7 protein-coding genes and 1 pseudogene are annotated in these 14,224 nt (G+C 73.6%); 5 read left to right on the top strand and 3 right to left on the bottom strand.

Going from position 1 to position 14,224, the window contains the following annotated elements:
• Nucleotides 1-186 precede the first annotated feature (186 nt).
• A complete protein-coding gene (locus ACZ58V_RS12790) occupies nucleotides 187-1,434 on the bottom strand; it encodes a serine/threonine-protein kinase (RefSeq protein ID WP_468190419.1) in 1,248 nt (415 codons plus the stop codon).
• Nucleotides 1,435-1,556: 122 nt separating this feature from the next.
• Nucleotides 1,557-3,242, bottom strand: a complete 1,686-nt coding sequence (locus ACZ58V_RS12785; RefSeq protein WP_468190421.1) for a serine/threonine-protein kinase — start codon at nucleotides 3,240-3,242, stop codon at nucleotides 1,557-1,559.
• A gap of 364 nt (nucleotides 3,243-3,606) precedes the next feature.
• Between ACZ58V_RS12785 and ACZ58V_RS12780 the strand changes: the two genes are divergently transcribed.
• Nucleotides 3,607-7,482 carry an FtsK/SpoIIIE domain-containing protein gene (locus tag ACZ58V_RS12780; RefSeq protein WP_471290680.1) on the top strand — a complete coding sequence of 1,292 codons (3,876 nt, stop codon included), beginning with the start codon at nucleotides 3,607-3,609 and terminating at the stop codon, nucleotides 7,480-7,482.
• A gap of 86 nt (nucleotides 7,483-7,568) precedes the next feature.
• On the opposite strand, the pseudogene ACZ58V_RS12775 reads toward ACZ58V_RS12780, so the two are convergent.
• Nucleotides 7,569-7,922, bottom strand: a pseudogene (locus ACZ58V_RS12775) (RNA-guided endonuclease InsQ/TnpB family protein); the annotation flags it as partial.
• Between the two features lie 257 nt (nucleotides 7,923-8,179).
• Between ACZ58V_RS12775 and ACZ58V_RS12770 the strand changes: the two are divergent.
• The 4 genes from ACZ58V_RS12770 (at nucleotide 8,180) to ACZ58V_RS12755 (ending at nucleotide 14,203) form a co-directional block, all read left to right on the top strand.
• On the top strand, nucleotides 8,180-9,592 hold the full coding sequence (locus ACZ58V_RS12770; protein WP_468190425.1) for an ABC transporter substrate-binding protein: 1,413 nt from the start codon (nucleotides 8,180-8,182) through the stop codon (nucleotides 9,590-9,592).
• Between the two features lie 4 nt (nucleotides 9,593-9,596).
• Nucleotides 9,597-10,943 (top strand): carbohydrate ABC transporter permease, encoded by a 1,347-nt coding sequence (locus ACZ58V_RS12765; protein ID WP_468190427.1) that lies wholly within the window; start codon nucleotides 9,597-9,599, stop codon nucleotides 10,941-10,943.
• The gene (locus tag ACZ58V_RS12760; protein ID WP_468190428.1) at nucleotides 10,940-11,800 is read left to right on the top strand and encodes a carbohydrate ABC transporter permease; all 861 of its coding nucleotides are present in this window, start codon (nucleotides 10,940-10,942) and stop codon (nucleotides 11,798-11,800) included. Before ACZ58V_RS12765 ends, ACZ58V_RS12760 begins: the two co-directional genes overlap by 4 nt.
• A gap of 141 nt (nucleotides 11,801-11,941) precedes the next feature.
• Nucleotides 11,942-14,203, top strand: a complete 2,262-nt coding sequence (locus ACZ58V_RS12755) for a bifunctional glycosyltransferase/CDP-glycerol:glycerophosphate glycerophosphotransferase (protein WP_471290004.1) — start codon at nucleotides 11,942-11,944, stop codon at nucleotides 14,201-14,203.
• The last annotated feature ends 21 nt before the right edge of the window (nucleotides 14,204-14,224 follow it).

The raw sequence follows: 14,224 nt of genomic DNA, 5'->3' as shown, positions 1-14,224 counted from the left end.
CGGCCACCCGGCACCGCCGACCGGGCCCCCCGGACGGGACCACCAGCGCCATCAGCCCACGCTGTTCCCCGGCGCGGTCCGGAAGTCCGCGGAGCCGAGCCCTCGGTGCCCGGCGGCGGCGCGGTGCCATCGGTCGCCCGGCTCCGGCCCCCGGCGTCATCGGTCCGTGCCGCTCCCCGGGTCGAGTCAGGGCGACTGCGGGGCCGAGTTCCTCGTGTCCTGGGGAGGGGGGCTCGTGTCGTCGTCCGAGGTGGACAGCCACGCGCCGACGCCGATCGCGGCCGCCAGGGCGATCGCGGCCGCTCCCAGTGCCACGCGGCGGCGTCGGGCGGCGGCACGGTTGCGGGCCGAGCCGGGCCGTGGGGTGCCACTGGTGCGCGGGGCGCGGGCCGTGCCGTGGGCGCCGCCTGCCAGTTCGTCGGGGGCGGGGACGCGCATCGAGGTGTGGGTGTCGCGGTTGGAGTCGGCCGGTTTCGCACCCGGGACGAGAGGGACCGCGCCGCGCCGCCGGACCCGCTCCCCGGCCGGGGCCGGTCCGGCCGGCTGCTCCTCGCGGTCGTCCTCCTCCGCGGCCTCCGGGTCGGGCTCGTCCACCTCCAGCGGCGGCATGCCCGCCAGCATCGGCAGCAGCTCCCGCAGCCGCGCCCCGAGCTCCGAGGCCCGCAGCCGCGAGGCCGGCGCCTTGGCCAGGCACTGCACGAGCAGTTGCCACAGCTCGTCGGGGATGCCGGGCAGCGGGACGACCGTCTCCGTGACGTGCCGGCGCAGGACCGCGCCCGGATGGCCGCCGCCGAACGGGGTGAAGCCCGCGAGCAGCTCGTACAGCACCGTGGCGAGCGCGTAGATGTCGACCGACGCGCGCGGGGGAAGGCCCTCGACTATCTCCGGGGCGAGGTAGTCCGGCGTGCCGATGATCTTCGTGGCCTTGGTCCGGCGCGGGGTGTCGATGAGCTTCGCCACGCCGAAGTCGGTCAGCAGCGCGCGGTGGGAGCCGCCGGGGCCGAGCGGGCCCCGCATGTCCAGGAGCACGTTCTCCGGCTTCACGTCCCGGTGCACGACGCCCGCCGCGTGCGCGGCCGCCAGCCCGTCGGCGATGTCGGCCGCGATCGCCACGGCCGCCTCGGGCGGCAGCCGGCGTTCCCGCTCCAGCCGGGTCCGCAGATCCGTACCGCGGACGAGGTCCATGACCAGCGCCAGGTCGTTGCCGTCCACCACCAGGTCGCGCACCGACACGACGTGCGGGTGCTCCAGGCCGAGCAGCGCCGTCCGCTCCTGCACGAAGCGTCCGACGAGTTCCTGGTCGGACGCGAGGTCCTCGCGCAGCAGCTTGACGGCGACCGGGCCCTCGGGACCCTCGCCCAGCCACACCGTGCCGGCGCTGCCCCGCCCCAGGATCTGGTGGGCGGTGTACCGGCTGCCGATCTTCCGTGCCAAGGCTGCTCCTACCGACGCGTGTTGTCGCTAAAACTACGCGCAGGAAGAGCCAACCTTCACCGCCCGGGCGGAAATCACCCGCCAGGTGTCGACAAATCACCAACCCCGCATGCCGGTTCGGGTCAGTTCCCGCCCGAACTCCCGCCGAGCTTCTCGATCCAGCCGGTCACCGTGCCGAACCAGTCGGTGAGCTGGTCCCAGTAGCCCTTGCCGGTGCCGATCCACTCCTGGAGCGGGCTCAGTTCCCAGATCAGCCAGCCGGCGACGAACAGGATGACGATCGTGAAGAGGCAGCCCTTCAGGCAGCCGAGCCCGGGGATCCGCATCGGGTTGGCGCTGCGCTGCCGCGGCTGCCGGGGCTCGCGCTGCGGCTGCTGGGGCTGCTGCGGCTGAGGAGGCGGCGGGGGCGGTGCGTAGCGCTGCGGCTGCTGGGCCTGATGCTGCGGGGCGTACTGCTGGGGCTGCTGCTGCGGATGGCCGTAGCCGGGTCCGGGCTGGGGGCCTCGCTGCGGAGGCTGCTGCGGCCGGGCGACCTGGCGCTGGGGGCGGCGGCGCAGCGGGTCCTGACCCGGGTCGAGGTAGTTCTGGACCTGCGTCTGCTCGTTGCGGTCGCGGGCGGCCCGCAGCTGGTTCTGCCAGGGGTGCGGGTCCTCGGGCCCGCCGCCCTGGCCCTGCTGGCCGGGGTGGCCGGGCGATCCCGGCGGGACCGGTGGCATGACGGCGGTCGGGTCGGCCGCGCCCCGGTGGGGCAGGACCGAGGTGGGGTCGCCGGCACCGGCCGGGCCGCCGGTCTGCGGCATGAAGCTGGTCGCCGCGTTCGGGTCGTACGAACCCGCGCCCTGCGGGAGGACCTGGGTGGGGTCGGCCTCGCCGGACATGTCCGGTACGGGCGCGGGCGCCGGGTCGGGCGCCAGGAGCATGCCGACGCCCTCGGCGGCGGCGATCTGCGCGGAGTTGGCGTGCACGCCGATGCCCTCGGCGACGACGCGCAGGCCGCGGGCGAGGTTCTCGGCGCTGGGCCGCTCGTCCGGGTTCTTGCGCAGACAGCGCTCGATGACCGTCCACAGCGGGTCCGGGACCGTGGAGGGGCGGCGCGGCTCGGCGCTCAGGTGCTGGTGCAGCACCTCCAGGGCGGAGCCGCCGGCGAACGGCGGACGGCCGGTGACCAGCTCGTACATCAGGATGCCGGCGCCGTAGATGTCCACGGCGGAGGTCTGCGGACGGCCCTCGGCGCCCTCGGGCGCGACGTACGCCGGGGTGCCGACGAACTCCTGGGTGCGGGTCAGGCCCGGGGAGTCGGCGAGGCGGGCGATGCCGAAGTCGGTCAGCAGCGGGTGCATCCGGCCGTCGTACTGCTGGAGCAGGACGTTCGCCGGCTTGAGGTCGCGGTGGACGACGCCGTCGGCGTGACTGGCCGCGAGCGCGTCGGCGATCTGGGCGGTGAGCAGGGCCGCGGCGACGGGGCTGAAGGGGCCGTTCTCGCGCAGGTAGCGGTGCAGGTCGGGGCCCTCGACGAGGTCCATGACCAGGGCCAGCAGATCGCCCTCGACCACCAGGTCACGGACCCGGACGATGTTCGGGTGGGTCAGCCGGAGCAGGACGGAGCGCTCCCGGAGGAACCGCATCACGACGTCCGCGTCGTTCGCCAGCTCCTCCTTGAGGACCTTGATGGCGACGGTCTCGCCGGGCTGTCCCGGCACGGCCGCCTCGGCGCCCGCGGTCTCGCGCTGGCGGGCTCGCCAGACGGTGCCCGTGGCGCCGCGTCCGAGCGGCTCCTCGAGCAGGTACTTGCTGCCTACCGGCCGCACGTCATGCGCTCCCTGCTGCTTGCCTTGCCTGCTGGCCTGTGTCCGACCCACTGTAGTGCCGCCATGCCGGGGACCGGGGTGTCGGCTTTCTGTGGGTCTTACGTAGCCGCTCTCACATCCGTTCGAAGCGAAGACGCTCACCTCGGTCTTGTGGTTGCTGATAACGAACGTGACTGATCTCAAGAGGTCGCCTGTGGGTCATCTCTCAGGCACTTTTGCGGGCAGAGCCGACCAATCAAGATCACCTTTTCCCGAGCGAGGGGCGCGGTGTCAGTGGCAGGTGCGAGGATGCCTGCAGTATTGGCCGACGTGCTGGGGCGGGGTGGGGGACTCCGCGCCCGGGCAGAAGGGACCGCTGACGGCGATGCAGATCCGGCTGACCGTCGTAGACCCGCTGGGCCCGTCGGCGCCGGCGCAGGGCCGTGCCCCACGCAGCGACGTGCTGGTGACGGCGCCCGCCGGTACGGCACTCGCGGCGGTGGCCTCGGGGCTCGCCCAGGTGGTCTCCGGCGGCGACGGCTCGGGCACGGTGGTGCTGTACGCCGGGGAGCAGCGGCTCGACGCCCAGCGCTGCACGCTCGGCGAGCCCCCGCTGACCGACGGCGCGGTGCTGTCCGTGGGCGCGCCGGGCGAGCCGGAGCCGCACCCCGAGCTGGACGACGCCCCGGCCCAGCTCCAGGTGGTCGCCGGCCCCGACGCCGGCGGCGTCCATCTGCTGCACGGCGGCGAGATCCGCGTCGGCCGCTCCGCCGACGCCGACGTACCCCTCGACGACCCGGACGTCTCGCGGCTGCACTGCGCGGTGACCGTGGGGGCCGACGGCCGCGTCGCGGTCGCCGACCTGGACTCCACGAACGGCACGACGCTGGACGGCCGGCCGGTGAGCGGCCGCGCGGTCCGGTTCGTGCCCGGGGCGCTGCTGCGGATCGGCGAGTCGGCCCTGCGGCTGGCTCCCGCCGGAGGCCCGGGCGCCCGGGTCGGCACGACGCCGGACGGGGAGGGCCACGTGCGCGTGCCGGGCCCTGCCGGGGACGACGGCTCGGCGGCCCACCCGCACGCGACGAACCCGACGCCGGCCGGGCCATCCGGTCCCACGCGGCACGCCTACGGCTCGGCGGCCTGGAGCACACCGAGTACTGCCGGGCGGGGCTCCGGCGACCCGGCCGTGGTGCCGGGGCAGGGCGGGGCACCTCGGGTCGAGAGCAGGGGTGCGGGGGCGGCTGCGGAGGGGCCTGGGCCGGCTGGACGTGGGACATACCCGGGGGCCGCGGAGGGCAGGCCGGGCGCCGGTGGGCGTGGGCGGCGTGTCTCACGGGCCCCGGGAGGTTCCGCCGGTTTCCCCGACGACACCTCGCGCGCCTCCGCCCGTGAAGGGACGCGCCCGTCCTCACCGGACGGCGTGGCCCGGCCGCCCCGGCAGCGCGGCGCCGCCGAGGGCTCGTCGCCCATGTCCCCGGACGGCCCGGCCCACGCCTCCCGGCAGCGCGACGCGTCGTCGCAGGCGGGCCTCGGCGACGGCGACACCCACGCGGGGCGCTTCGGAGCGGGGGCGCCGGGCGGGGGATTCGCCGGTGGCGGGGCGTACCCGGGCGGTGGGGCGTACGCCGCCGACGGGGCTGACGGCACCGGTGGGGCGTACCCCGCCGGCGGGGCTGACGGCACTGGTGGGGCGTACGGCACCGGCAGGGCAGACGGCACCGGTGGGGCGTACGGCACCGGCCCTGGTGCCGGAACCGTCGACGGGCCGGCTTCCGCGGCTGCCGGGACGGGACGGGGGGCCCGCTCCGGGGGCGGCCCGCGTCCGGGCGACCCGGCCGGTTCCCCGCACACGGGCCGAGACGCTCGCTCCGATGGCAGCCCGGGTCAGGGCACTCCGGCCGGCTTCCCGGACGAACCTTCCGGGCGGGGGCGGAAGGGCACGCCCCTCCGGGGGACCGACATACCGCAGGGGCCCCGCAGGCGGGGCGGGCTCGGGGCGTGGGCCCGGCGGCTGGCCGGCGGGCGCGGCGAGCAGGGGCCGGACCCGCGCGAGACGTACGGGGACGAGCCGGCCGGTGAGGCGGCGGAGCGCTCGGCCGTCGTGCCGGCGGCGCCGGAGACCTGGCCGGATCCGGCCACACTGCTGCTGACGGCCCTGGGTCCGGGGCCCCGGCTCTGGGAGCGCGGTCCTGGCCACCCGGAAGCGCTCGCGGTGCGCCTCGGCACGGCCGACCGGGCGGTGCCGGACGGCTCGGGCCTGCTGCCCGCGGTGCCGGTGACCGCCGGGCTGCGCGAGGCCGGTGCGCTGGGTCTCGCCGGGCCGCGGGCGCGGCTCGGCGGGCTGGCCCGTGCCCTGCTGGCCCAGCTCGCCGCGTTGCACTCCCCCGACATGCTGGAGATCGTTCTGATCGCCGCGGACCGCTCCCGCCCTCTGGAGGAGCGCACCGCCGAGTGGTCCTGGCTGGGCTGGCTGCCGCATGTCCGTCCCGGGCACGGCCAGGACTGCCGGCTGCTCCTCGCCCACGACCGGGAACAGGCCGCGGCCCGCACCGACGAGCTCCTCCGCCGCCTGGAGGACCAGCTGGCGGAGGCGGGCGCGGGGGGCGCCGACCCCGTCACCGGCCACCCGGCCCCCGACGACACCCCTAGTACGGACGCTTCCGTCCCCTTCCCCGGCCCGTTCACCGTGCTCGTCGTGGACGGCGACCCCGGCGGGGCCGATCTGCGCGAGGCCGTGGCGCGGCTGGCGGCGGAGGGCCCGCAGGCCGGGATACACGTGGTGTGCCTGGCCGAGACCCCCGCCGCCTCCCCGGCCTCGCCGGTGACGGAGACCTACGAGGCGGCCTGCGCGGTGTCGCCGACGTTCCGGCAGTGCGGCGCGGTCGCGCTGCTCAGCGGGGACGTGGCGACGGCGCTGCGGCTGATGCGCGTGGCCCGGGCCGGAGCGGGCTCCGCACCGGCCGGTCACGGCACGGTCGCCACCGTGGACGCGGTCTCCCCCGCCTGGGCCGAGCGCTTCGCGCGGGCGCTGGCGCCCCTGCGGACGGACGCCGCGACGAGCGAGCGGCAGCCGCGCGTCTCCGCGCCGCTGCCCCAGGCGGCCCGGCTGCTGGACGAGCTGGGCCTGGCCCGGGCCACCCCGGCGTCGCTGATGGCGCGCTGGGCGGACGCGGCCGACGACGCGGACGCGCTGGGCGGTCGGGTGCGGGCGGTGCTGGGCGCCGGGCCGCGCGGCCCGGTCGGCGCGGATCTCGCGGCCCAGGGACCGCATCTGCTGATCGAGGGCCCGCCGGGCAGCGGCCGCACCGAGCTGCTGCGGGCGGTCGTCGCGTCCCTGGCCGCCGCCGAGCGGCCGGACCGCCTGGGCATCGTGCTGGTCGACGGCCGGGGCGGCCCCGGCCCCGGCTCGGGCGGCGGGCACGGCGAGGGGCTGCGGGTGTGTACGGACGTGCCGCACGTCACCACGCATCTCTCGGCCCACGACCCGGTCCGGATGCGGGAGTTCGCGCAGTCACTGAGCGCCGAGCTGAAGCGGCGCGCCGAGCTGCTGGGCCGGTCCGACTTCGCCGAGTGGCACAGCGGTCGCGAGCTGTCGGGCCGTATGGTCGCCCAGCGCACCGCCACGGCCCGGGGCGGCGACCGGGGCGAAGCCGCCGCCGGGCCCGGTGCCGGGGATCTCGACTCCCCGTCCAGCTCGACCATGCGGCTGCGGCCCGGAGCGGCCCGGCGGCAGACGGAGGCGGCCTCGCCGCTGCCCCGGCTCGTCGTGGTCGTCGACGATCTGGACGCCCTGGTCTCCCCCGCGCTCGGCTCGACCGGGCGGCCCGCCGCCGGCTCGGTGATGCGCGCGCTGGAAGCCGTGGCCCGGGAGGGCGAGCGACTGGGTGTCCACCTGGTGACGGCCTCCGGCCCCTGCCCCCGTACGGCGGAGACGGAACCGGCCCGCCGCGCCACCCTGCGCGTCAAGCTCGACGCCCCGGCACCGGGTCCGGACGAGCCCGCGCCCGGCCGGGGCAGCCTGACCTGCGCGGACGGGCGGGTCACGCCGCTCCAGGGCGGGCGGGTCACCGGCCGTATCCCCCGGACGGCGACCCTGCGCCCCACGGTCGTACCGCTGGAATGGCACCGCATGGGTGACCCTCCGGCCCGGCGCCCGGTGCGGGAACTCGGAAACGGCCCGACCGACCTGGCACTGTTGGCCAGCGCGCTGGAAAGGGCAGCGAAAGAGGTCTCGGCGGCAGAGGTGCCGTCCCTTCTTTGACATGCTCCTCGCCCTGAAGGGCGAGGATTCTGGCCTTCTCGACCGGGTGCGGTGCCGCTAGGCGGCATGGGGTCCGGTCGGGAATCCGTGGCGGTCCACTCCCGCACGTTCAGGGCTTTGGGCCCGTCCTTGACGCCGCAGGTGGAGCAGGTCTGGGAGGTCGGCTCGAACCGGCCGATCTTGACCAGGGTGCGGCCGTAGCGGGTCGCTTTGTACTCCAGCATGCTGAGGAACGAGGACCATCCGGCGTCGTGCACGGACTTGGCCAGCCTGGTGCGGGCCAGTGCGGTCACCGACAGGTCCTCCACGGCGATCCCTTGGTTCTCGGAGATCAGCTTCGTGGAGAGCTGGTGGTGGAACTCGCGACGGGCGTCGGTGACCTTGGCATGGGCGCGGGCGACCTTCAGGCGGGCCTTTTCGCGGTTCTTCGAGCCTTTCTCCAGATCCGCTTCACCCCCGACCTGAAGGCCGGAGCACTGCGAAATGAATCCCGGTGGCAGTCGTCAGCACGCGTACATGGCACTGGCCGGAAGCCGACCCCGCCCGTGGATTCAGAGGTTCAGTCCCTGGTCACGAGGGGGTCACGATCCCCCGCTTGACAGCCGACGCCATCTTGCCGCCCCCGCACACCCGGGCGTAGACCAGACCGCACGGGAGCGCGCTCGACGTTCGACGAGGAACGAAGAACGGGGCAGTCATGCGCATGACGAGCAGCACCATCCGGACACGCTGGTCGCCCAAGCAGGACAAGGCGACCCTCCAGCACCGCAGAGCAGCCAAGGCCGCGGCCGCCGTCGCCGCGGGAGCGCTCGCGCTCTCGCTCACCGCCTGCGGAGGCGACGGCGACAGCGGCGGTGGAAGCCAGGGCACCGCCGAGGAGACCGCCGACAACGTCACCCTGCCGAAGCTGGACGGGACGAGCCTGGAGATCGCCGCCGTGTGGAGCGGCACGGAACAGGCCAACTTCAAGAAGGTCCTGGCGGAGTTCGAGAAGCGCACGGGCGCCAAGGTCACGTTCGTGCCCGCCCAGGACCCGATCATCAACTTCATCGGCTCGAAGGTGGCCGGCGGGCAGCCGCCGGACATCGCGATGCTGCCGCAGCCGGGCGCCATCAAACAGGCCGTCGACCGGGGCTGGGCCAAGCCGCTGGGCGCCGACGCCCTCAAGGAGCTCGGCGAGAACTACTCGCAGGGCTGGCAGGACATCGGCAAGGTGGGCGGCAAGCAGTACGGCGTCTACTACAAGGCCGCCAACAAGTCCCTGATCTGGTACAACAACCAGGTCTTCGAGAACGCGGGGGCCAGCGAGCCCGAGACCTGGCCGGATCTGCTCAACACCGCGCAGACGGTCTACGACTCCGGCGTCACCCCGTTCTCCGTCGGCGGCGCCGAGGGCTGGACGCTGACCGACTGGTTCGAGAACGTGTACCTCTCCCAGGCGGGTCCGGAGAAGTACGACCAGCTGGCCCAGCACAAGATCAAGTGGACGGACTCGTCCGTGAAGGACGCGCTGACCACGCTCGCGCAGGTCTGGGGCAAGCCGGACTACATCGCGGGCGGGGCGAAGGGGGCGTTGCAGACCGACTTCCCGGCCTCCGTCACCCAGGTCTTCACCGGCGGGGACCAGCCCAAGGCCGCCATGGCCGCCGCGGGCGACTTCGCGCAGGTCAACATCCCCTCGAGCATGAAGGTCGGTACGGACGCGAAGGTGTTCCCGTTCCCGGCGGTCGGTGACAACGGGCCGGTGGTCTCGGGCGGCGACGCGGCCGTGATCCTGGAGGACTCGAAGGGGGCGCAGGCCCTGGCCACCTGGCTCGCCTCACCCGACGCGGCACAGATCCAGGCCAAGCTGGGCGGCTACCTCTCGCCGAACAAGAACGTGCCGAACTCCGCGTACCCGAACGCGGTGCAGCAGAAGATCGCCAAGGCGCTCATCGGCGCCGGTGACGACTTCCGCTTCGACATGTCCGACCAGGCCCCGCAGGCCTTCGGCGGCACACCGGGCAAGGGTGAGTGGAAGATCCTGCAGGACTTCCTGAAGAACCCGAAGGACATCGCGGGTACCCAGGCGAAGCTGGAGGCCGAAGCGGCCGCGGCCTACGGAGACTGATGTCATGACGTCGGCCACGGCGGCAGGGGGCAACGGGCCCCCTGCCGCTCCCAAGACGCGCAAGAGCGTGACCGGCACCCGCAGGACCGTCGTGGCGCTGTTCCTGCTGCCCGCGCTCGTCCTGCTCGGCGCGCTCGTGGTGTACCCGATCGGGTACTCGGTCGTGCGCAGCTTCTACGACCAGCCCGGCGAGAGCTTCGCCGGGATAGACAACTACAAGGCCCTCTTCACCGACGAGGGCATCCGCACCGCGCTGAAGAACAACGTGTTCTGGGTGGTGTTCGCGCCGACGGTCGCGACGGCGCTCGGCCTGGTCTTCGCGGTGCTGACCGAACGGGTGCGCTGGGGTACGGCGTTCAAGCTGGTCGTCTTCATGCCGATGGCGATCTCGATGCTGGCGGCGGGCATCATCTTCCGCCTGGTGTACGACCAGGATCCGGACAAGGGCGTGGCGAACGCGGTGTGGGTGGGCGTGCACGACACGTTCGCCCAGGCGTCGGCGTTCCCGAAGGCCCACCCGGGCCGACAATCGCCGCTGGAGCCGGCCGGCGGCGGCGCGTTCATCACCAAGTCGCCCGTCCGCGCGGGCGAGACCGTCTCGCTGCCCCTGGTGGGTGTGGCGCCCGATCTGATGCCCGACGGCGCGAAGGGCGCGGTGGCGCCGAAGCCCGAGCCGGACAAGATCACCGGTACGACCTGGCAGGACTTCACGCGGGGCAAGGGCGTGGGCACGCTGGGCGGGGTCGACGCGGCCGAGCTGGGCTACGCCGGCATGAAGGTCGAGGCGGTGAAGGACGGCAGGGTGGTGGCGTCGGCGACGGCGGCCGACGACGGCACCTTCACGCTGCCGGCCTCGGCGGACGGGGCCCAACTGAGGCTTCCGGCAAGCAACTTCAAGGAGCCGTACAACGGCCTGGACTGGCTCGGCCCGTCCCTGGTCACCCCGTCCATCATCGGCTCGTACATCTGGATGTGGGCGGGCTTCGCGATGGTGCTGATCGCGGCCGGGCTCGCGAGCGTGCCCCGGGAACTGCTGGAGGCCGCCCGGGTCGACGGCGCGAGTGAGTGGCAGGTGTTCAGACGGGTCACGGTGCCGCTGCTGGCGCCGGTCCTCGCGGTCGTCACGGTCACCCTGATGATCAATGTGCTGAAGGTCTTCGACCTGGTCTTCATCATCGCCCCGGGCTCCTCCCAGGACGACGCGAACGTCCTGGCCCTGGAGCTGTACCGCAAGGGCTTCTCCGAGGACCAGCCCGGTATCGCCAGCGCCATCTCGGTGTTCCTGCTGCTGCTCGTGATCCCGGTGATGTGGTTCAACGTAAGGCGGCTGAGGCGGGAGGTGCGGCGATGAAGGCGAAGCAGTCGCTGGGGTCCCGGCTCGCCGAGAGCGTCAGCGGTGGGCTGGTGAGGGTGTTCCTCATCCTCGTCGGCCTGTTCTGGCTGGTGCCGACGATCGGTCTGCTGCTGGCCAGTCTCCGCTCGCCGGAGGACATCGCGGCGAGCGGCTGGTGGAAGGTGTTCACGGAGCCCTCGCAGATCACCTTCGACAGCTACGCGAAGCTGCTGGAGAACGACGACATCACCGGTTCCCTGCTGAACACGGTGTGGATCACCGTCCCGGCGACCCTGCTGGTCGTGATCATCGGCTCGCTGGCGGGCTACGCCTTCGCGTGGATGGAGTTCCCGGGGCGGGACTGGTGGTTCCTGGCCGTGGTCGGCCTGTTGGTCGTACCGGTGCAGGTCGCGCTGATCCCGATCGCCGAACTCTTCGGCAACATCGGCATCTTCGGCTCGGTGCTCGGCGTGGTGCTCTTCCACGTCGGATTCGGTCTGCCGTTCGCGGTGTTCCTGCTGCGGAACTTCTTCGCGGAGATCCCGAGAGAGCTGCTGGAGGCGGCACGCCTGGACGGGGCGGGCGAACTGCGGCTGTTCTTCCGAGTCGTGCTGCCGCTCGGCGGCCCGGCGATCGCCGCCCTCGGCATCTTCCAGTTCCTGTGGGTGTGGAACGACATGCTGGTCGCGCTGATCTTCTCGGACTCCGGGAGCCAGCCGATCACGGTCGCGCTCCAGACGCAGGTACGGCAGTTCGGCAACAACATCGACGTGCTGGCACCCGGCGCGTTCATCTCGATGGTGGTCCCGCTGGCCGTCTTCTTCGCGTTCCAGCGGCAGTTCGTGTCCGGCGTGATGGCCGGGGCGGTCAAATAGCCGTAGCGGCAAGGGAGTCGGAGGGACGGACCCGTGGTGGTCCGTCCCTTCCGCATTCCCCCGGATGACGTAGCCGCCGTAACCAAGTGGCCTTCCCGGCCGTTCCCGGGCCGAACGCCCGCGCCGACCGATGGATGCCTCTTGCCCAGGTTCAGTGTCATTGTCCCCGCGTACCAGGTTCAGGCGTACCTGCACGAGTGCCTGGAGTCGGTGCTCTCCCAGTCCTGTCCCGATCTGGAACTGATCGTCGTCGACGACTGCTCGCCGGACGCGTGCGGCGCGATCATCGACGAGTTCGCCGCCCGCGACGCGCGTGTACAGCCCGTCCATCTGCCCGAGAACGTCGGCCTGGGCCCCGCCCGCAACGCCGGCGTGGCGCACGCCAGCGGCGACTATCTGCTGTTCCTCGACAGCGACGACACCCTCACGCCGGACGCGCTGCGCTCCATCGCCGACCGGCTGAAGGAGACCGGCGAGCCGGACGTCCTGGTCTTCGACTACGCGCGCACGTACTGGACGGGCGAGGCGGTCCGCAACCAGGCGGCCCTGCTGCTCGCCGAGGAGGGCCCGGCCCCGTTCCGCCTGGAGGACCGGCCGGGTCTGCTGAAGCTGCTGATGGTCGCCTGGAACAAGGCCTACCGGCGGGAGTTCGTCGAGCAGAAGGGGTTCGTCTTCCCGCCCGGCTACTACGAGGACGCGCCGTGGACGTACCCGGTGCTGATGACGGCCGAGTCGATCGCGACCCTCGACCGCGTCTGCGTGCACTACCGCCAGCGGCGGATGGGCAGCATCCTGCGCACCACCAGCGAGCGGCACTTCGACGTCTTCGACCAGTACGACCGGGTGTTCGCGTATCTCGAGGAGCGCCCCGAACTGAACCGGTGGCGGCCGGCGTTGTTCCGCCGCATGGTCCACCACCTGGCGATCGTGTACTCCCGGCGGGACAGGCTGCCGCGCGGCTCACGGGCAAGCTTCCTGCGCCGGGCCCGCACCCACTACCGCCGCTACCGCACCCCGCTCCCGCCCACCTCCCTGCGCGCCCGGGTGCACCACACCCTGATCCGCTTCGGCCTGCACCGCACCTACCGCACGCTGCAACTGGCGTCGGCCCTGCACCGCGCCACCGCAAGGACCGCAGGAAAGCTGCTGCACGGTCTGCGGACCGCCGCGCTCAGGGTCCACTACGGCGTCCAGCGCTGCCTCCCCGTGCGCTCCGACCGTGCCGTCTTCGCCGCCTACGACGGCCGCGGCCACGGCTGCAACCCGGGCGCGCTGGAGTCCACGATCCGCGGCCTCGCGCCGCACATCCGCACGGCATGGATCGCCCGTCCGGAGCACCACCACGCCAGCCCGCCGGGCCCGCGCTGTCTCGTCCCCGGCACGGCCGCCTACTGGACGGCGCTCGCCCGTTCCCGGTACCTGGTCAGCAACACCGACTTCGACCACCGCCTGGTCAAGCGCCGGGGCCAGATCCTGATCCAGACCGGGCAGGGCACCCCGCTGGGGCACATCGGCCTGGACCTGCAGGAACGCCCGGCGGCCGCCCGCGGCAGGGACTTCGCCCGGCTGCTCAAGGGCGTCGACCAGTGGGACTACGTGCTGTCCGCCAACCGCCACACCACCCTGACCCAGGAGCGCGTCCACCCCGGCCGCTACACCACGCTGGAGTACGGCTACCCCCGCAACGACGTGTTCCGGACGGCGACCGCGGCGGACGTGGCCCGGCTGCGCGCCTCGCTGGGCATCCGGGAGGGCACGGTGGCGATCCTCTACGCGCCGACCCACCGCGACTACCGCCGCTCCCAGCACCGCACCCTCGACCTCCAGCGGATCGTGCGCCGCCTGGGCCCGCGCTTCGTCGTCCTGGCCCGCGCCCACCACGCCTACGGCGCCCCGCTGACCACCACCCGCGGCCGGGTCGTCGACGTCAGCGACCACCCGAGCGTGGAGTCCCTCTGCCTGGCCTCGGACGCCCTGGTCACGGACTACTCGTCGCTGATGTTCGACTACGCCAACCTGGACCGGCCGATCGTGATCCACGCCGACGACTGGGAGGCGTACGAGGCGGCCCGCGGCACCTACTTCGACCTGCGCGCCTCCCCGCCGGGCGCCCTGGCACGCGGCGAGGACGAGCTGATCGACATCTTCGCCACCGGCCACTGGCGGGGCTCCCGCTCGACCCAGCTGCGCGCGGCGTTCCGCGAGCGGTTCTGCACCTACGACGACGGACGGGCCGCCGAGCGGGTCGTCCGCCGCGTCGTTCTCGGGGAGTCGGAGCTGCCGCCGGTCGTCCCGCTCGACGAGCGCCGTCCGGTGCCGTCGGCGGCGGCCTCGCTGACGCGCGAGCCGCTCGCCACGGTGCCGCGACCGGCCGGTCCCCCGAACGTCACCGACCACCTCTGAAGAGCCTCGAAGCCCCTCGAA

This window comes from Streptomyces sp. NPDC040589, from assembly GCF_055594445.1.
This window is presented reverse-complemented; position numbering and strand designations above follow the sequence as displayed.